This window comes from Streptomyces sp. NPDC026377 (genome assembly GCF_055567715.1).
The window spans coordinates 79,670-98,349 of the sequence record NZ_JBVHPV010000007.1 but is presented as its reverse complement, the minus strand read 5'-3'; the positions used below and the strand labels follow the sequence as shown (position 1 = coordinate 98,349).

Sequence of the window (18,680 nt, the reverse complement as noted above, 5' to 3'; positions counted from 1 at the left end):
GGCTCATACCTCCTGGTCGCGATGGGGGTTTCCGGACATGGCGGACGCGAACTCCGCCTCTCCGGCTGTCAGGTCGAGGTAGGCCTGCTCCAGTGTGGCCTCCTCCGTGGCCAGTTCGAGGATCGCGATACCCTCCGCCGCGGCGATCGGGCCCACGTCCTCGACGCGTGCGCCCTCGACGATCCAGCGGCCGTCCTCGCCTTGGACGGGTGCGAAGCCCCGGGAGGTGAGGACGGTGCGCAGGCGGCCGCCTTCGGTGGTCCGCAGACGCACCCGTGGCTGGATACGGGAGTCGATGAAATCCTGCATGGGGGTGTCGACCAGCAGCCGCCCCCGGCCCAGGACGACGAGATGGTCGGCGAACGAGGCGGTCTCGTTCATCAGATGACTGGAGACCAGGACGGCCCGGCCCTGCCGGGCGAGCCCGCGCATCAGCTCCCGTATCCAGATGATTCCTTCCGGGTCGAGGCCGTTGGACGGTTCGTCGAGGATCAGCACCGAGGGGTCGCCGAGCAGAGCCGCGGCGATTCCGAGTCGCTGGCGCATACCGAGGGAGAAGGTCTTGACGCGCCGGTCCGCGACACTGGCTATTCCCGCCTCTTCCAGCACCTCCTCGACGCGGCGGCGCGGTATGCGGTTGGTGGCGGCGAGGGCACGCAGATGGTTCCGCGCGGTGCGCGAGCCGTGTGCGGCCTGGGCGTCGAGGAGCGCGCCGACACGGCGCAGCGGCTCGTCGTACTCCGCGTATATACGGCCGCCGACCGTGGCGGTGCCCGAGGTCGGCCGGTCCAGGCCGAGCACGAGGCGCATGGTCGTGGACTTGCCGGCGCCATTGGGGCCGAGGAAGCCGGTGACCCTGCCGGGCCGCACGCTGAAGGTCAGGCGGTCCACGGCGCGGGTGGTTCCGTACTCCTTGGTGAGCTCTTGGACGTCGATGCTGGTCATGTCTCAACGTTCGCCGCCGGGCCGGGCTCCGGGCCTCCCCCGTGCGTGGGGATCATCTCCCCCGTGCGGGGGAGCCGCGGCGATCGGGGCGCTGGCACGATGGCGACATGTTCCGTTTCCTCCGCCCGCTGGGCCGCTCCGTGACGTACACGCGATGGCTGCATCTGTCGATGCCCGTCGCCGTGTACGGCATTTGGCTGTTCATCGACATGGAAAAGCCCTACGTGCCGTTTCTGGCCCTGCTGTTGATAGGGCTGATACCGGCCGTGCGCCTGGCCGAGGGGATACAGGTCCAGCTGCTCGTCGTGCCGGCGGAGCGGGGTCGGCACGACGCGAGCGTCTCCGCGGTGTCGTCGGCCAGTTGGGCGGAGCGCTGGCGGACCGTCGTGTGGCTGGAGATCCGTCTGGCGCTCGCGCTCGTGACCATGGTCGTCTCGGTGTGGCTCCCCATCATCACGTACGAGTTGGTGACCGCACCCGCGGGCGGCGGAACAAGCGATGCCCCCTTCCTGCACGAGATGGCCCCGCACTGGTGGTGGTGGCTGCTCGCTCCGCTGCCCCTCTTCCTCATGCTCGGTTGTGTCGCCGCCCTCGGAGAGCTGAACGCCATCATCGCCCGGCAACTGCTCGGTCCGTCGAAGGAGGAGCGGCTGACCGCGCTGGAGGCGAGGACCGAGCAGTTGCTCGAACGGAACCGGATCGCGCGCGAGATCCATGACTCGATCGGGCACGCCCTGACCGTCGCCGTGGTGCAGGCCGGTGCTGCCCGGACGGCGGGAGACCCGGCGTTCACGGCCAGGGCGCTGGCGGCGATCGAGGAGACGGGCCGGGCCGCGTTGGACGATCTGGAGCGCGTCCTGCTGGTCCTGCGGGACAGCGGGGGTTCGGTGGGGCAGCGGCCGACGCTCGACGAGGCCGACCGGCTGCTCGAATCGGCGCGGGCGTCGGGGGCGAAGGTGGAATCCGAGCTGAGCGGCCCGCTGAGCTCGGTGCCGGGCCCTGTCTCCCGGGAGGGGTACCGGATCCTTCAGGAGGCGCTGACCAATGTGCTGCGCCACTCCGGGCCGGTGCCGGTGCGGGTGCGAATGGCGGTGTCGGGTGAACGATTGGAGCTCGATGTGACGAATCCACTGCCGGGTTCGGTGCCCAGAGGGCAGGGCGGGAGCGGGCTGCGCGGCATACGGGAAAGGGCGGCGCTGCTGGGTGGCGAAGCCCATTCGGGTCCGCAGGAGGGAGAGTGGAGGGTGCGCGTGCGTTTGCCGCTGGACGGTCTGCGCTGATGGGACGCCCATGCCTTTCGGAGCTTGCCGGTTTCGGTCCTGCCCCGCACAGGCGTGGAGCCCGGGTGGCGGCCGGTGCGTGCGGTTGCAAGGTGAAGGAGGACAACGACCCGGAGCGTCATCAACCGACGTCAACACCGCTGGCATGAGTCGGCCCCCGCCACCCGGGCGCGAGTCGAAGGACACGCCTTAGGCTGGCCGGATGCCGGTTACCGTTCTTCTCGTCGACGACGAACCCCTGGTCCGAGCGGGTCTGCGGGCCGTTCTCGAGGCTCAGCCCGACATCGAGGTGGTGGGCGAGGCCGCTGATGGCGCCGCCGTCATCCCGATGGTGCGCCGCCTGCGCCCCGATGTGGTGGCCATGGATGTGCGGATGCCGTTGCTCGACGGCATAGAGGCCACCAGGGCGGTGCTGCGTACCGTGCAGGACCCGCCGAAGATCCTGGTGGTCACGACGTTCGAGAACGACGAGTACGTGTACGAGGCGCTGCGGGCGGGCGCCGACGGGTTCCTGCTGAAGCGGGCGCGGCCCGCTGAGATCGTGCACGCGGTGCGGCTCGTCGCGGAGGGCGAATCGCTGTTGTTCCCCGCCGCGGTCCGTGCGCTCGCGGCCGAATACGGCAACAAAAAGGCGAAGAAGGCGCTGGACAAGGCGGCGCTCACCGAGCGTGAGGCGGCTGTTCTGCGGCTGATGGCGCGCGGGCTCAACAACGCGGAGATCGCCGCCCGGCTCATCGTCGGTACCGAGACGGTGAAGACACATGTCAGCGCCGTCCTGGCCAAGTTGGGCGCCCGGGACCGGACCCAGGCGGTCATCGCGGCGTACGAGTCGGGTTTCGTGGCTCCGAGCTGATGCGCCTCCGTGACCATCCGCCACTCGCCGGATACCTGACCAGCGAGTACGATCCGGCAGACACGCGTACGAGCTGGGAGGACACACGTTGGGGCGGCTGACCGGCGGGGATCCCTCTCTGCTGCGGCGGATCAATTCCGCGGTGGTTCTCCATGCACTGCGTGGGGCGGAATCCCCCACTCTGACCGATCTGACCCGGATCACCGGCCTTTCGAGGCCGACGGTCGAGGGCGTGGTCGAGGGGCTCATGGAGGGCGGGCTCGTCGTCGAGTCGGCTCCCGAGGAGGGCGAGGCGCGCCGTCAGGGGCGTCCCGCGCGCCGGTTCCGGTTCCGGGCCGAGGCGGGCCATCTGCTGGGCATCGAGATCGGCCCGCACCGGGTGGCGGCGCTGCTGTCCGGGCTCGACGGGCGGATCGTGGGCGCCGGTTCCCGCGAGGTGTCCGAGACGGCCTCCGCCGATGAACGGCTGGAGCGGGTCAGGGCGACGGTCGCCGATCTGCTGCGGCGGGCCGGAGTGGCGCGCAGCTCGCTCCGCGCGGTCGGTGTCGGCAGCCCCGGCATAGTGGAGGCCGACGGCACCGTGCGGCTCGGGACGGCGCTCCCCGAATGGACCGGCCTGGCTCTGGGCGAGCGGCTGCGGCGGTCGTTCCGCTGCCCGGTGCTGGTCGAGAACGACGCCAACGCGGCGGCCGTGGCCGAGCACTGGAAGGGTGCGGCGACCGACTCCGACGACATCGTCTTCGTCCTGGCGGGGCTGAGCCCCGGGGCCGGATCGCTGATAGGCGGGCGGCTGCACCGGGGGTTCGGCGGCGCGGCCGGCGAGATCGGCGCGCTGCATCTGCTGGGCCGCGACGTGACGCCGGAGAGGCTGCTGTCGACGACCGAGGAACCGTTGCACCCGCTGGACGAGCAGGCGGTCGCCGATGTGTTCGCGCTGGCCAAGCGGGGGGACAGCGGTGCGCAGGAGGCGGTGGAGCGGTTCATCCAGCGGCTGGTGCACGACGTGGCGGCCCTGGTGCTCGCCCTCGACCCGGAGCTGGTGGTCGTGGGCGGCTGGGCCGCCGGAATCGACGGGGTGCTCGATCCCCTGCGTCAGGAGCTGGCGCGGTACTGCCTGCGGCCGCCGCGCGTGGCCCTCTCCCTCCTTGGGGAGGCGGCGGTCGCCACCGGTGCGCTGCGGCTGGCGCTGGACCACGTCGAGGAGCAGCTGTTCGCGGTCGAGGGCACGGTGACCGCTCGCCGCTGAGGGGGCGTGTGGGTGGGCCGGGTGGGTTGGAGGGCGTCCTCCTGCCCTGCCGGGAGCATCCGGAGCGTCTGGAGCCTCCGAAGCGTCCGGAGCAAAATCAATGAGGTCCGGGCCTTCCCTCCCCCGGACCGCCGCCGCTCTCCTTCCCCCCCGGCCGCGCGCCCCCGGCCGCGCACCCCCGGCCGCAGCCGCAACGCGGACGGCCCGCCGCTTTTCCCAGCGACGGGCCGTAGCGGAGAGACAGTGAGCCGGGTGTCAGGAGGCCTGGCGGTGGCCGTCGTGGCTGATCTGCACGTCACCCGCGTCACCGAAGGTGAGGCGGCAGGTGTCGGCGCGATAGGTCGCCACCGATACGGCGACGGTCCGGCCGAGGGAGAAGTAGCGCGTGGTCACGACGAGGACGGGTGCGCCCGGCAGCCGGTCGAGTTCCTTGGCGTCGTCCGCGCGGGCCGAGCCGAGCTCGACCGCGCGGTCCTGGCCTTCCAGGTCGAGGCGCTGGAGCTCCCGCAGCACGCTGCGCGCGCGGGCCGGTCCGGAGGGCGCGTCTATCGAGGTGAGGTCCGGCACGGAGGACGCCGGTACGTAGAGGAGCTCGGCGGCGACGGGCTGGCCGTGCGTGGTGCGGGTGCGGCGGACGGTGTGCACCTCGTCGAGCGCGTCGGCGTCGAAGAGCCGGGCCACCGAAAGCGGCGGGGCGCCCACGGCGCAGTCGACGGCCTGCCAGGCGTCACCGGCCGCGCCGGGCCAGTCGTGCTGTTCGGCCCCTACGGAGACGCCGACGCGCGGCGGGGCGACGGTGGTGCCGACGCCCCGGCGGCGCTGCAGCCTGCCTTCGAGTTCGAGCTGCTCCAGAGCCTGGCGGAGCGTGGCACGCGCGACGCCGAAGCGGGCGGCCAGTTCACGCTCGTTGGGCAGGATCTCTCCCACCGCGAAGTCCGAGTCGAGCGCCTCGCTCAGCACGGTCTTGAGGTGCCAGTACTTCGGCTCCGGCACCGTTTCCAGCTGCGTGGTCCCCACCCTGTCCTCCGCAATCGCCGTGCCCCGGCGGCTTTTCTGCGCCCTTGTTTATTAAAGGTTCCTGCACTAACTCTGCGACCATAGGACGGCCCACCCCCTTGGTCAAGACCAATCCTCGTTCCGTTACGGAACGAATCCGAGTCCTGGCGCAGAGCGTTCACATGACGTTCGCGGTCCCGTGTGCGGGGCGCGACAAAGACCCCCTGCCCGGATCCGGGCAGGGGGCGGTGCGTGTGGGGCGGGCGGGACGGACGGCTAGCGGGGCGACTGGTCCACGTACTGTTCGCGCCCCTCGCACCTCTCGCATCCTTCGCACCCCTCGCGCCGCGCGGGCCCCTCGCACCCCTTCTCATGGATGAGCGCGGCCAGTTTGTCCGGGTTGCGTACGACATAGATGCAGTGGATGCGGCCGTCGAGGACGTCGAGCTGGAGCACGCTGTCCGGCCTTCCGTCATAGAGGACCAGTACCGCCGGACCGCCGTTGATCTCCGTGATACGGAATTCGCCGTTCGGTCCGCCTTCGCGCGACACCGCGTAGAGGAAGCGCCCCACCTTGTCGGCAGACTCGATGATCCTGGTCGGGGCCTTGGACTTGCCGCCGCTGTCGCCGACGAAACGGACGTCGGGGGCGAGCAGGGCGAGCATGGAGTCCAGGTCGCCGCCGCCCGCCGCGGCCATGAACCGCTCGGTGAGATCGCGGCGGTGGGCGGGGTCGACGTCGTAGCGCGGCTTGCGCTCGTCGACATGGCGCCGGGCGCGCCCCGCGAGCTGGCGCACCGCGGGCTCGGAGCGGTCCAGGGTGGCCGCGATCTCCGCGAAGGGGAAACCGAACGCCTCGCGGAGGACGAAGACCGCCCGCTCCAGCGGCGAGAGTGATTCGAGGACCACCAGTACGGCGAGCGAGACGGAGTCGGCCAGCATGGCCTGTTCGACGGTGTCGGGGACTGCGGGCCCGAAATCGGTCACGATCAGCTCCGGCAGCCAGGGTCCCACGTACGCCTCGCGCCGCGCCTGGATCTGTCTGAGCCGGTCGAGGGAGAGCCGGGTGGTGATCCGTACGAGGAACGCGCGCGGGTCGCGCACGCTTTCCCTGTCCCGCGCCGACCAGCGCAGCCACGCCTCCTGCACCACGTCCTCGGCATCGGTGACACGGCCCAGCATGCGGTAGGCCACGCCCGTCAGGACGGACCTGTGGCCTTCGAAGAGATCGGCGGCGGTGGGGGCAGTCACCGCTCCATCCCAGCCGACCGGCAACCGGCTGTCCAGAAGGAGAACCCGCGCTGTTCGATTCTTGGGCCCGCGCGCGCTGTGCTGGACCGGCCTCTTGAACTCCAACCTACCGAGGGGTAATTGTTGCTGACACGGTGTCTACCGCCGTTCGCGTCCACCATCCTCCGCGCGGGACCGCCCGCCCGCGCGAGGCCGCCCGCCCACGACCGGGAGCAGCAGATGACAGGGAGCAGCACCATGTCCGAAGAGGTCTCGTTCACGACCGGCTCCCCCCGGGGCGGCCGCACCGTCACCGTCTCCTACCGGAGGGCCGGAACCGGCGACCCCCTGCTCCTGCTCCACGGCATCGGCCACCACCGCCAGGCCTGGGACCCGGTGTTCGACCTGCTGGCCGTCGAACGCGATGTCATAGCCGTGGACCTGCCGGGTTTCGGCCGGTCTCCGGCGCTGCCCGAGGGCCTGTCGTACGACCTGACGACGGTCGTGCCGGTCCTGGGCGCGTTCTGCGAGGCGCTCGGCATCGAGCGGCCGCATGTGGCGGGCAACTCCCTGGGCGGGCTGCTGGCCCTGGAGTTGGGGCGCGAGAAACGCGTACGGTCGGTGACGGCCCTCTCCCCCGCCGGGTTCTGGTCCCCGGCCGAGCGCCGGTACGCCTTCGTGACGCTGGGCGCGATGCGGCGCGGGGCGAAGATGCTGCCGCTGCCGGTCATCGAGCGGTTGTCCCGGAGCGCGCCCGGGCGCGCGGCGCTCACCAGCACCATCTACGCGCGCCCCGGGCGCCGTTCACCCGAGGCCGTCGTCGCCGAGACGCTCGCGCTGCGCGAAGCCGGTGGCTTCGACGAGACGCTGAGGGCCGGGATCGACGTACGGTTCACCGACGACGTGGCAGGAGTCCCGGTCACCGTCGCCTGGGGCACCAAGGACCGGCTGCTGCCGCGCCGGCAGGGCGTCCGCGCCAAGCGCACCCTTCCCGGCGCCCGGCTGGTGCGGCTGCCCGGCTGCGGCCACGTCCCGATGAACGACGACCCCGCCCTGGTCGCGCGCGTCATCCTGGACACCAGCCGCTGAGCCGCCGCGCCGGGGGCGCCTGCCCAGCACCCCGGCGCCCAGGGCGACCCCCGCGCCGACCAGCGCGCTTCCCAGCGCCTGCGCCGCGCCGTACGCTCCGGCGCCGACCAGCGGGGCGGTGAGCGCGGCCGACACCGGGATGAGGCCGGAGAAGAGCGTCGCGCGTTCGGCGCCGATCCGCTGCACCCCCATGTACCAGCAGACGAAGCCGATCACGGTGACCACGGCGGCCTGCCACACCAGGGCCGCCGTCTCGGTGGCGTCGGGCAGCCGCAGTGCCGCACGCCCGTCCAGTACGAGGGCGAGCGCGGCGGACTCGCCGGCCGCGATGCCGCAGACCGCCGCCGAGAGCAGCTTCGGTCCGAGCGGGCGCAGCACCGGCACCGCGAGCACCGCGAACCCCACCTCGCCCACCAGCGCGCCCGCCGACCAGGCGATGCCCACCGCGTCCGTCCGGCCCCAGCCCTGCACCGTGAACGCCCCGGCGGCCACCAGGAGCGCTCCGTAGAGCACGGGCCGGGTGGGGCGGCGTCCGTCGAGCAGCGGCACGAGCACCGCCACCACGACCGGCGCGCATCCGACGAACACTCCGGGGACGGCGGGCTCGGCCGTGCGCTCGGCGGCCAGCACCGCCATGTTGAAGCCCACCATGCCGACGGCGGAGAGCAGCGCGAGCCGGCCCCACTGTGCCGCGCCGAGGCCGCGCAGCGGTGCGGTGCCGCCCCGGCCGAGCAACGGGAGCAGGAGCAGACAGGCCAGGGTGTACCGCAGGGCCTGGCCGGCCGCGTGGGGATAGTCGCCGAGGACGCTGTTGGCGGTGAAGGATCCGCCGACCAGGACGCAGGCGACGGCGGCGAGCGCCGCGCCCCGTAGCTGTGAGACGTTCATGGGCCCGACGCTAGGCAGCGCGGTGGTCTTGTTTAAGGTCCACTTCCATGACGTCATCGGGGACCACTTCGCCCCCCTCGCCGCAGGGCGGTGAGGCGCGGCCGTCGTGGAACGCGGCCTGGGAACTGCTGCTTCCGGCCGCCGCCGCACCGGCCCGCCAGCGCGGCAGGCTGCTCCAGTCGGCGTTCCGGGAGGCCGTCCGGTCGGGCCGGCTCACCGCCGGGACACGGCTGCCGTCGAGCCGTGAGCTCGCCGCCGACCTCGGGGTCTCGCGCGGCCTCGTCACCGAGGCGTACGAACAGCTCACCGCCGAGGGCTATCTGCGCAGCGACCGGGGCTCGGGCACCTGGGTGGGCGCCGCGGCGCGCGCCGCCGACGCGCCACGCGCGCGTGATCGGGCTCCGCGCGACCAGGGCGCCCGCGTCGACTTCCTGCCCGGCACCCCGGATCTGTCACTGTTCCCGCGCGCCGCCTGGGCCGCCGCGCACAAGGGCGTCCTGGAGCGGCTGCCGCACCGCTCGCTCGGCTACCCCGATCCGCGCGGGCTGCCGGAGCTGCGCACGGCGCTCGCCGCGCTGCTGGCCCGGCGGCGCGGAGTGGTCGCCGACCCGGAGCGGATCGTGGTGTGCTCGGGGGTCGCCCAGGCGATGACGCTCCTCGGCTTCGCCCTCGGAGAGCGCTCCACCCCCGGCGAGCGGACCGTGGGCGTCGAGGACCCGGGCAGTCCCGAGCACACCGCGCTGTTCGCGGCCACGGGCGTACGGACCCGGCGGCTGGCGCTGGACGCGGAGGGCCTGGCACTGGGTCCGCTGTACGCGAGCGGGCTGCGGGTCGCGGTGACGACCCCGGCCCACCAGTTCCCGTCCGGAATCGCCTACTCCGCGCGCCGGAGAGCCGAACTCCTGGACTGGGCGCGGACGGTGGACGGGCTCGTCGTCGAGGACGACTACGACGGTGACTTCCGCTACGACCGTGCGCCGGTCGGAGCCCTCCAGGGGCTCGACCCCGAACATGTGGCGTACACCGGGTCGGTGAGCAAGTCACTCGCCCCCGGTCTGCGGCTCGGCTGGCTGCTGGCGCCGGAGCGGCTGACCGGCACGGCCGTCGCCCTCAAACGCACCATGGACCTCGGCAATCCGGCGCTGGACCAGGCGCTGCTCGCGGACTTCGTCACCAGCGGCGCGTACGACCGTCAGCTGCGCCGGTGCCAACGCGCCTACCGCGAGCGCCGGGACGCTCTGGTCGGGGCGCTGAGCGAGCACGTTCCGGGCACGGAGGTGAGCGGCATCGCGGCCGGGCTGCACATCATCGCCCGACTGCCCGCCCGGTACGGGCCGGAGCCCCGCCTGCTCGAACGTGCCGCCCACGCGCGCGTGGCCGTGCGCCCGCTCTCGTACTACCGCTCGCCCGGGGCCGGGACGGGCGACGGCGTCTCCCTGGTGCTCGGGTACGCCCATCTGACGCCGTCCGACATCGCGCGCGGGGTGCGGCTCCTGGCCGGGGCGCTGGAGACCGGCAGGGCGTGAGGCGCGCCAGCGGGTCCCGTCGGCTCCGGTCCCGCCGCACGAGGGGGCGTGGTGTCCGTCCCCGGGGCCCCGGGCACGGTCCGGAAGACCCGCCCGGGAAGGGGCCCCCTAGGAGTTGGACCAGCCCCGTGTGCACAGCACCAGGCGGTATCCGTCCGGGTCCTCGATGGTCACGCCCCAGTCGTTCCAGTACGGGTTGGGCGAGCTCGCCCGCCTGCCGCCGTGGGCCTCCAGGCGGGCCACCAGCTCCTGCGGGACCTCCCCGTCCACGTAGACGACCAGCAGGTCCTCCTCGGTCGGCCGGGGCTCTGCGGTTCCGGGCGACGTCTGGACGAGTTCCAGATGCCAGTCGGCGTCGGGCCAGCCGACCATCAGCAGCGCGTGCTCGCCGGGGCCCGCGCCCTCCGCGTCGTGCCGCCAGACGACGTCCAGTCCCAAGCCCCCGACCCAGAAGCGCTCCGCCGCCGCGAGGTCGCGTGAGGGACGGGCGATACGGATGTGTGAACGGCCTCCGACGGGCATGGGAGCCTCCTGGGCTTTGCTGGTGCTGGTGACGCGGCCGTGACGGCGGCTCGTACCGACCGTACGCCTCGAAGATCATCGGCGCGATCGTCCCTTGGTCCCCGGCCGCTCGCCCTAGGGCGAGCGTCTTCGGCCGCGTGACGCCACGTAGGACTCCGAGGGAGCGAGTACTCGTGCCGCGAAGGTGGAAGCCCGCTGTTCACCCGGGGTTCGCGCGCGCGCCGCAGCCGGGCAGTAGGCATGGCACGGATCCGCACGCACCGGACCACCGCCCTGATCCACCTGACCGACCACCCCGTCCCAGGAGGCGCCTCGATGCCGTACCGCCCTCGGATCCCCTCGCCCGACCGCCGTACCCTGCTGAAGGGTTCGCTCGCCGCCTCGGCGGGGCTCGCCCTGCCCGCCGGGCTCGCCACGGCCGCGCCCGCGCTGGCCCTCTCCGGGCGGCCGAGCGCCGACTGGGGCGTGCAGGCCGGTGACATCACCGCGTCGTCGGGGCTCGTGTGGGTCCGGTCCGACCGGCCCGCCCGGATGGTCGTGGAGACCTCCGCCACCGCGTCGTTCCGCCGCGCGCGCACCTGGCCGGGCCCGCTGCTGGGACCGGGCACCGACTTCACCGGTACGACGCAGTTGCGCGGGCTGCCCGCCGGTGAGCAGATCCACTACCGCGTCACCCTCGCCGACCCCGACGACCCCCGCCGTACGGGCAGGCCGGTGTACGGCACGTTCCGCACCGCGCCCGCCTCGCGCCACCGGGACGTGCGCTTCCTGTGGTCCGGCGACATCGCGGGGCAGGGCTGGGGCATCAACCCGGACATCGGCGGTTTCCGCGTCTACGACGAGATGCTGCGGCTCGATCCGGACTTCTTCCTGTCCAGCGGCGACAACATCTACGCGGACGGGGTGATCCGGCCCAGCGTGACGCTGCCCGACGGCCGCGTCTGGCGGAACATCACCACGGAGGAGAAGTCCAAGGTCGCCGAGACGCTGGCCGAGTACCGGGGCAACTTCCGCTACAACCTGCTCGACGAGAACGTACGGCGGTTCAACGCGCGGGTGCCCTCGCTCGTCCAGTGGGACGATCACGAGGTCCGGAACAACTGGTTCCCCGGGCAGATCCTCGACGACGCCCGCTACACCGAGAAGAACGTCGACGTGCTGGCGGCCCGCTCGCGGCGGGCCTTCGGCGAGTACTTCCCCCTCTCGACGCTGCGGCCGGGCAGCCGGGAGGGGCGCGTGTACCGGGTCGTGCGCCATGGACCGCTGCTGGACGTGTTCGTGCTCGACATGCGCACCTACCGCGACGCCAACTCCCCCGGCCGCCGGGCCGACGACACCGTGGGCATCCTCGGCGCGGAGCAGCTGGAGTGGCTGAAGCGGGAGCTCGCCCGCTCCCGGGCGGTGTGGAAGGTCATCGCCGCCGACATGCCGCTCGGCCTGGTCGTCCCCGACGGCTCCGTGAACTTCGAGGCCGTGGCGCAGGGCGACCCGGGCGCACCACTCGGGCGCGAGCTCCAGATCGCGGAGCTGTTGCGGTTCGTCAAGCACCGCCGGATCACCGGCACGCTGTGGCTCACTGCCGATGTCCACTACACGGCGGCCCAGCACTACGATCCGTCGCGGGCCGCGTTCAAGGACTTCGCCCCGTTCTGGGAGTTCGTCTCGGGGCCGCTCGCGGCGGGCGGGTTCCCGGCGAACGCGCTCGACGCGAGCTTCGGCCCCGAGCAGGTCTTCGTCCACGCCCCCGCCAGGGCCAACGCCTCGCCCATGGAGCTGCCGCCGAACTTCGGTGAGATCGAGATCGACGGAGGCAGCGGCGAACTGACGGTGCGTCTGCGCGCCCAGGGCGGTTCGGTACTCTTCACGAAGGTGCTGAAGCCCGGGCTGGTCGGCCAGTAGCCGCGTACGGCCCCCCAACGGCGGCGTACGGAGTGTGGCAGCGAGACGGTCAATCCGCGCCACAAGTCGTAAGAAACGGCCAGAAAGGCACCAGAACCACACTTAACCCATCAGTCACAAAGCGTTCGCGATCACGCAACACCGCTCGGTCACAGTGAAAGCATGACTGAGATGCCCGAGTTGACTGCCCGCAGGAACACCCGCCGCCACCACTGGCGCCGGGACCTGATCGAGCTGGCCGCGCTGTTCACGGCCGTGGCGGTGGCCGACGCCGTGGCCAACACGGTCGCCCACGGGCCGGACGGACCGTTCCTGCTGATCGCCTCGGCGGTCGCGCTGGTCGCCACGGCGGCGTTCCACACCTGGTGGGCCCGGCGCCACAGCCACGCGCCCCCGGCGGCCGCGCCCGTCGATACGGGCGCGGCGCCCGGTTCCTCCGACGCCGCGCCCTCCGACGGTCCCGCCGGGAACGGCGCCGCGCGGGAGACCTCGTTGTGGCGGGTGCGGGCCACCGTGCGCGACGAGCCGGGGAGCCTGGCGGCGCTGTGCACCGCGCTCGCCCGCAGCGGCGTCGACATCCTCACCCTCCAGACGCATCCACTGGCCGAGGGCACGGTCGACGAACTCCTGCTGCGCGCCCCTGCCGACCTCTCGGCCGCCCGCCTCACCCGGGAGATCGCCGGGGCGGGCGGTGGTGACATCTGGCTGGAGCGCGCGGACGCGCACGACCTGGTGGACGCGCCCACCCGGGTGCTCGGCCTGGCCACCCGCACCGCGCTCGACGCGGCCGAACTGCCGCTCGCGCTGCGCCAGCTGCTGGGCCGGTGCACCATCCACTCCCTGCCCGCCGTGTCCCTGTCCGGCCGCCCGACCGGGGAGACGGCGCCCGTCGAGGGGGTCCTCGAATCGACCACCATGCGGCTGCGCGACCCGAACGGCGGGGTCATCACCGTCGAGCGGCCCTACCTCCCCTTCACCCCGACCGAGTTCGCGCGGGCGCGCGCCCTGGTGGAGCTGGACGCGCGGCTCGGCCCGCGCATCCCCCGCAGCCAGGACGTCCTCACCCTGCCCGAGGGCAACGAGATCACCGTCCGCCGGGCCGGCCAGGACGATGTCGCGGCCGCCAGGGCCATGCACGAACGCTGCTCCGCCCGCACGCTCGGCCTGCGCTACCACGGCCCCGTCGGAGACGCCGACCGCTATCTGAACCACCTGCTCAGCCCCCGTTACGGGCGCACCCTCGCCGCCGAGTCGGCCTCCGGGCGGCTCGTCGCCCTCGGCCATCTGCTGTGGGACGGCGACGAGACCGAGGTGGCGCTGCTCGTCGAGGACGACTGGCAGCGCCGTGGCATCGGCTCCGAGCTCCTGGAGCGCCTGGTGGCCCTGGCGGCCGAGGCGGGCTGCGAGAGCGTGTACGCGGTGACGCAGTCCTCCAACACCGGGATGGTGGCGGCGATGCGCGGGCTCGGTCTGCCGCTCGACTACCAGATCGAGGAGGGCACCCTGGTGGTCACCGCACGGCTGCCGAAGGCTCGCACGACGGGGCGTGAGCCGGCCGCTCCGCCGGCGTCGGGACGTCCGCTGTTCGAGCGGCCGTCGTTCGAGCAGGCGGAGCGCTGAGCGCGCGGTTCAGATCGCTCCACAGGTCCTCCACGTCCTCCAGCCCGACCGACAGCCGCAGCAGCCGGTCGCTCACCCCGGCGGACCGCCGGTCTCCCTCGGCCACGATCCGGTGGCTGATGGAGGCCGGGTGCTGGATGAGGGTGTCGACACTGCCGAGGCTCACGGCCGGAGTGATGAGCCGGACGCCCGCGATCACGGCGTGCGGATCGCCGTGCACCTCGAAGGAGACCATCGCCCCGCCCACCGCCGGATAGTGGACCCGGGCCACCCGGGGGTCCTCGGCCAGTCTGCGCACGAGCTCCGCGGCGCTCCCCGCGGCGGCCCGCATCCGTACCGGAAGCGTCGCGAGGCCCCGCAGCAGCAGATAGCCCGCGAGCGGGTGCAGGACGCCGCCGGTGGCGAACCGCACCTGGCGCAGCTGCCGCGCGAAGGCGTCGTCGCACGCGACCACGCCGCCCATGACGTCACCGTGCCCGCCCAGGTACTTGGTGGCGCTGTGCAGCACGATCCGCGCGCCCTGCTCCAGGGGGCGCTGGAGCACGGGGGTGGCGAAGGTGTTGTCGACGAGCAGCGGCACCGAGCCGCAGGCATGGGCGACGGCCCGGATGTCGACCTCGGCGAGCGTCGGGTTGGCCGGGGTCTCCACGATCACCAGACCGGTGTCGGGCCGCAGGGCGTCGGCGATGCCCGCCGGGTCCACCCAGGTCACCTCCGTACCGAGCAGCCCGGCGTCCAGCAGATGGTCGCTGCATCCGTACAGCGGCCGGACGGCGACCACGTGCCGCAGGCCCGCCGAGGCCCGGGCGAGCAGCACCGCGGAGAGGGCGGCCATGCCGCTGGCGAAGGCCACGGCGCCCTCGGCGCCTTCCAGCCGGGCGAGGGCTGTCTCGAAACGGCCTACGGTGGGGTTGTCCAGACGGGCGTACACCGGCGGTCCCTCGGGCAGCAGCCCGGTGGCGGCGAAGGCGTCGATCCGGGCGGCCTCTGCCGCGCTGTCGTACGAGGGGTAGGTCGTCGACAGATCGATCGGCGGGGCGTGCAGTCCGAGTCCCGCGAGGTCGTCGCGGCCGGCGTGGACGGCTTCGGTGGCCAGGGCACGGGGTGCGGCCTGGGCGCGGTCCTGCGTGTCGGTGTCCATGGCGGCACTGTGGAGCCATGACCGGAAGAGAGCGCCCAGGTCCGTGCTACGTTCGGCCAATGGCCGATTCTGTCGTACTGGACCCGGTGGATCTGGACATTCTGCGCCTTCTGCAGCACGACGCCCGGACCACCTACCGCGATCTCGCGGCGCAGGTGGGCGTCGCGCCCTCCACCTGCCTGGACCGGGTCACCAGACTGCGCCGCTCCGGAGTCATCCTCGGACACCAGCTCCGGCTCGACCCGGCGAGAATGGGCCGGAGCCTGGAGGCTCTCCTCTCCGTGCAGGTGCGACCACATCGGCGCGAACTGATCGGTCCGTTCGTCGAACGCATCCGGGCGCTGCCGGAGTCCCGCGCGCTGTTCCACCTCACCGGCCCGGACGACTACCTGGTCCACGTGGCCGTGACCGGCACGGCCGACCTCCAGCGGCTGGTCATCGACGAGTTCACCTCGCGGCGCGAAGTCGCCCGGGTGGAGACGCGGTTGATCTTCCAGCAGTGGGAGTGCGGACCTCTGCTGCCTCCCTCGCCGACACCGGTGCCGCCTTCCGCTCCGTCCCCGCTCTCCTCTTCCGTCCCGGGTGGCTGAAGGTCGCCTGTGGGTGACGCGGGGCCCGTGCTCGTACGAGTATGTGGACCATGCCAGACACTTCCAGCAGCGTGCTGCCCCGCCAGGTCGCCGACGCCCATGTCGACGCACTCATCGAACTCGACCCCATCACCGGTACCTACCTGGGCGTGCGTGAAAGCGCCCGGCTGCTTCCGGACTTCACGCCCGCCGGGCAGGAGGCCGTGGCCGCTCTCGGCCGCGCGACGCTGGCGCGGCTCGACGAAGCGGAGCGGACACCGGGCGCGGACAGCGACTCGGAGCGGCGCTGTGCCAGACTGCTGCGGGAGCGTCTGTCGTCCGAACTCGCGGTCCACGAGGCCGAGGAGGGGCTGCGCTGCGTCAGCAACCTGCGCTCGCCCGTCCACTCCGTGCGCCAGGTGTTCACCATGATGCCGGTCGCCGACGAGGCGGACTGGGCGGACGTGGCGGCGCGGCTCACGGCCGTTCCCGCCGCCCTCGAGGGCTACCGCGCGTCCCTGCAACTGGGCCTCGAACGGGGCCTGTTCGCCGGGCCGCGCGCCACGGACACCTTCGTCGGCCAGCTCACCGAGTGGATCGGCACGGACCGCAACTGGTTCGAGGAGTTCGCGGCGCCGGGCCCGAGGTCCCTGCGCGCCGAACTCGACGCGGGCGCGCGCGTGGCGGGCGAGGCGCTCGTCGCCCTGCGCGACTGGCTGCGCGAGGTGTACGCGCCCGCGATCGCCGGGGCGCCGGACACCGTGGGCCGTGAGCGGTACGCCCGCTGGGTGCGCTACTTCAACGGCACGACCCTCGACCTGGACGAGGCGTACGCGTACGGCTGGTCCGAGTACCACCGCATCCTCGGGGAGATGAAGGCCGAGGCCGACAAGATCCTGCCGGGAGCCGGTCCCTGGGAGGCGCTGGCCCACCTCGACGAGCACGGCACCCACATCGAGGGGGTGGACGAGGTCCGCGCGTGGCTCCAGGCGCTGATGGACGAGGCGATCGAGGCCCTGGACGGCACCCACTTCGAACTCGCCGAGCGGGTACGGAAGGTGGAGTCGCACATCGCGCCGCCCGGCAGCGCCGCCGCGCCCTACTACACCGGCCCCTCGGAGGACTTCTCGCGCCCCGGCCGCACCTGGCTGCCCACCATGGGCGAGACCCGCTTCCCCGTGTACGACCTGGTCTCCACCTGGTACCACGAGGGGGTTCCCGGCCACCATCTGCAGATCGCGCAGTGGCGGCACGTCGCGGACCGGCTCTCGCGCTACCAGGCCACCATCGGCACGGTGAGCGCCAACGCCGAGGGCTGGGCGCTCTACGCCGAGCGTCTCATGGACGAGCTGGGCTTCCTGCCCGACCCGGAGCGGCGCCTGGGGTATCTGGACGCGCAGATGATGCGGGCCTGCCGGGTCATCGTCGACATCGGGATGCACCTGGAGCTGGAGATCCCCGGACACTCGCCGTTCCGTCCCGGCGAGCGGTGGACACCGGAGCTGGCGCAGGAGTTCTTCGGCCGCCACAGCGGGCGTCCGGCGGACTTCGTGGAGAGCGAGCTCACCCGGTATCTGTCGGTGCCCGCGCAGGCGATCGGCTACAAGCTGGGCGAGCGGGCCTGGCTGATGGGCCGCGAGAACGCCAAGAAGCACCACGGTGACGCGTTCGACGCCCGCGCCTGGCACATGGCGGCGCTGTCGCAGGGGCCGCTGGGGCTCGACGACCTGGTGGACGAGCTGTCCAAGCTCTGAGCGTAAGCTGTCCAAGCTCTGAGCGCTCGCGGTGGCGGGCGCCCCGGCCCGCCACCGCGGGGCACCGCCGCCCCAACCACGGCTTCAGCAGCCGCAGTTCTCGGCGCCGACCGGCGCGGTCAGCGCGTCGGCCTCGCGCTTGTCGGGGCCCTCCCAGGTCTCGAACGCGAACCCCTCGCGCACCCAGTACTCGAAGCCCCCGAGCATCTCCTTGACCTGGTAGCCGAGTTCGGCCAGGGCGAGGGCGGCGCGGGTGGCGCCGTTGCAGCCGGGGCCCCAGCAGTAGGTGACGACCGGGACGGACTTGTCGAGCAACCGCTCCGCCTGCTCGGCGATCAGCGCGGTCGGCAGGTGCACGGCGCCCGGCACATGGCCCTGGTCCCAGGCCTGCGTGGAGCGCGAGTCCAGCACGACGAAGCCCGGCTCGCCGCCCTGGGCCAGCACGGACGCCACGTCGGAGACGTCGGCGTGGAAGACCAGGCCGGCGCGGAAGTACGCGGCGGCGTCGGCGGGCGCGGCCGGGGCGACGCGCAGGACGGGGTTGGCGGCGGTGGCGAGCTGCGTCGTTGTCATGGCCAGAAATCTACGGCCGCCGATCACCGCCCGGAAGACGCGATCCCCGGAACATCTCTTGATTCGCCGGGGATTTCACTGTTGTGTGGCAGCCATGACCGAGTATTCCCCGGACGCCACCGACTGGCGCATCCTGGACGCCCTCCAGCAGGACGGCCGGGCCACCTTCGCGGAGCTGGCCCGTGCCGTCGCCATGTCCCCGAGCGCCGTGACGGAACGGGTGCGGCGCCTGGAGGAGGCGGGGGTGATCTCGGGCTACACGGCGGTCGTCGATCAGGAGCGGCTCGGCCGGGGCATTCTCGCCTTCGTGCGGCTGCGGTACCCGAACGGCAACTACAAACCCTTCCACGATCTGCTGGAGGCGACCTCGGAGATCATGGAGGCGCACCACGTCACGGGCGACGACTGCTTCGTGATCAAGGTGGCCGCGCGGTCGATGAGCCACCTGGAGGAGATCTCCGGGAAGATCGGAGCCCTGGGGTCGGTGACGACCAGCGTCGTCTACTCCTCGCCCTTGCCCCGCCGCGCGACAGGCCGCTGACGACCCCG

Annotated in this window: 16 protein-coding genes and 1 pseudogene; 10 read left to right on the top strand and 7 right to left on the bottom strand. The window is 72.7% G+C overall.

Translation table 11 applies throughout. From position 1 onward, the window contains the following. Positions 1-3 precede the first annotated feature (3 nt). Positions 4-945, bottom strand: coding sequence for an ABC transporter ATP-binding protein (locus ACZ4MU_RS16845; protein WP_467876607.1), 942 nt, complete (start codon positions 943-945; stop codon positions 4-6). A gap of 107 nt (positions 946-1,052) precedes the next feature. On the opposite strand from ACZ4MU_RS16845, the gene ACZ4MU_RS16840 reads away from it, so the two are divergent. The 3 genes from ACZ4MU_RS16840 (at position 1,053) to ACZ4MU_RS16830 (ending at position 4,324) form a co-directional block, all read left to right on the top strand. Then, the gene (locus tag ACZ4MU_RS16840) at positions 1,053-2,225 is read left to right on the top strand and encodes a sensor histidine kinase (protein WP_467876606.1); all 1,173 of its coding nucleotides are present in this window, start codon (positions 1,053-1,055) and stop codon (positions 2,223-2,225) included. Positions 2,226-2,427: 202 nt separating this feature from the next. Next, a complete protein-coding gene (locus ACZ4MU_RS16835; protein ID WP_467876603.1) occupies positions 2,428-3,078 on the top strand; it encodes a response regulator transcription factor in 651 nt (216 codons plus the stop codon). 88 nt (positions 3,079-3,166) lie between these two features. Continuing rightward, positions 3,167-4,324 (top strand): ROK family transcriptional regulator, encoded by a 1,158-nt coding sequence (locus tag ACZ4MU_RS16830; RefSeq protein WP_467876600.1) that lies wholly within the window; start codon positions 3,167-3,169, stop codon positions 4,322-4,324. Positions 4,325-4,579: 255 nt separating this feature from the next. On the opposite strand, the gene ACZ4MU_RS16825 is transcribed toward ACZ4MU_RS16830, so the two are convergent. Beyond that, on the bottom strand, positions 4,580-5,341 hold the full coding sequence (locus ACZ4MU_RS16825) for a GntR family transcriptional regulator (RefSeq protein ID WP_467876597.1): 762 nt from the start codon (positions 5,339-5,341) through the stop codon (positions 4,580-4,582). 255 nt (positions 5,342-5,596) lie between these two features. Beyond that, the gene (locus tag ACZ4MU_RS16820; RefSeq protein WP_467876595.1) at positions 5,597-6,571 is read right to left on the bottom strand and encodes an RNA polymerase sigma-70 factor; all 975 of its coding nucleotides are present in this window, start codon (positions 6,569-6,571) and stop codon (positions 5,597-5,599) included. Positions 6,572-6,808: 237 nt separating this feature from the next. On the opposite strand from ACZ4MU_RS16820, the gene ACZ4MU_RS16815 reads away from it, so the two are divergent. Next, on the top strand, positions 6,809-7,639 hold the full coding sequence (locus ACZ4MU_RS16815; RefSeq protein WP_467876592.1) for an alpha/beta fold hydrolase: 831 nt from the start codon (positions 6,809-6,811) through the stop codon (positions 7,637-7,639). 483 nt (positions 7,640-8,122) lie between these two features. Here the strand turns inward: ACZ4MU_RS16815 and ACZ4MU_RS16810 are convergent. Beyond that, positions 8,123-8,527: pseudogene (locus ACZ4MU_RS16810) on the bottom strand (EamA family transporter); the annotation flags it as partial. Between the two features lie 47 nt (positions 8,528-8,574). Between ACZ4MU_RS16810 and pdxR the strand changes: the two are divergent. Beyond that, a complete protein-coding gene (pdxR, locus tag ACZ4MU_RS16805; RefSeq protein ID WP_467876589.1) occupies positions 8,575-10,053 on the top strand; it encodes a MocR-like pyridoxine biosynthesis transcription factor PdxR in 1,479 nt (492 codons plus the stop codon). A 108-nt stretch (positions 10,054-10,161) separates the two neighbouring features. On the opposite strand, the gene ACZ4MU_RS16800 is transcribed toward pdxR, so the two are convergent. Continuing rightward, positions 10,162-10,575 carry a VOC family protein gene (locus tag ACZ4MU_RS16800; RefSeq protein ID WP_467876586.1) on the bottom strand — a complete coding sequence of 138 codons (414 nt, stop codon included), beginning with the start codon at positions 10,573-10,575 and terminating at the stop codon, positions 10,162-10,164. 315 nt (positions 10,576-10,890) lie between these two features. Between ACZ4MU_RS16800 and ACZ4MU_RS16795 the strand changes: the two genes are divergently transcribed. Together ACZ4MU_RS16795 and ACZ4MU_RS16790 are read left to right on the top strand one after the other, a co-directional pair. Continuing rightward, complete coding sequence (locus ACZ4MU_RS16795; protein ID WP_467877205.1) at positions 10,891-12,474, top strand: alkaline phosphatase D family protein; 1,584 nt, start codon at positions 10,891-10,893, stop codon at positions 12,472-12,474. A 171-nt stretch (positions 12,475-12,645) separates the two neighbouring features. Beyond that, complete coding sequence (locus ACZ4MU_RS16790) at positions 12,646-14,094, top strand: GNAT family N-acetyltransferase (protein WP_467877203.1); 1,449 nt, start codon at positions 12,646-12,648, stop codon at positions 14,092-14,094. Here ACZ4MU_RS16790 and ACZ4MU_RS16785 read toward each other — a convergent pair. Then, positions 13,985-15,235, bottom strand: a complete 1,251-nt coding sequence (locus ACZ4MU_RS16785; RefSeq protein WP_467876583.1) for a trans-sulfuration enzyme family protein — start codon at positions 15,233-15,235, stop codon at positions 13,985-13,987. The two genes, ACZ4MU_RS16790 and ACZ4MU_RS16785, sit on opposite strands and share 110 nt — an antisense overlap. A gap of 59 nt (positions 15,236-15,294) precedes the next feature. Here ACZ4MU_RS16785 and ACZ4MU_RS16780 point away from each other — a divergent pair, with 59 nt between their 5' ends. Continuing rightward, the gene (locus ACZ4MU_RS16780) at positions 15,295-15,825 is read left to right on the top strand and encodes an Lrp/AsnC family transcriptional regulator (RefSeq protein WP_467876580.1); all 531 of its coding nucleotides are present in this window, start codon (positions 15,295-15,297) and stop codon (positions 15,823-15,825) included. Between the two features lie 50 nt (positions 15,826-15,875). Beyond that, positions 15,876-17,558: a DUF885 domain-containing protein gene (locus ACZ4MU_RS16775; RefSeq protein ID WP_467876578.1), complete on the top strand. Its 1,683-nt coding sequence runs from the start codon at positions 15,876-15,878 to the stop codon at positions 17,556-17,558. Between the two features lie 84 nt (positions 17,559-17,642). Here ACZ4MU_RS16775 and ACZ4MU_RS16770 read toward each other — a convergent pair whose 3' ends face one another. Beyond that, positions 17,643-18,131: a rhodanese-like domain-containing protein gene (locus ACZ4MU_RS16770; RefSeq protein WP_467876575.1), complete on the bottom strand. Its 489-nt coding sequence runs from the start codon at positions 18,129-18,131 to the stop codon at positions 17,643-17,645. Between the two features lie 94 nt (positions 18,132-18,225). Between ACZ4MU_RS16770 and ACZ4MU_RS16765 the strand changes: the two genes are divergently transcribed. Next, positions 18,226-18,672: an Lrp/AsnC family transcriptional regulator gene (locus ACZ4MU_RS16765; protein ID WP_467876572.1), complete on the top strand. Its 447-nt coding sequence runs from the start codon at positions 18,226-18,228 to the stop codon at positions 18,670-18,672. Positions 18,673-18,680 lie beyond the last annotated feature (8 nt).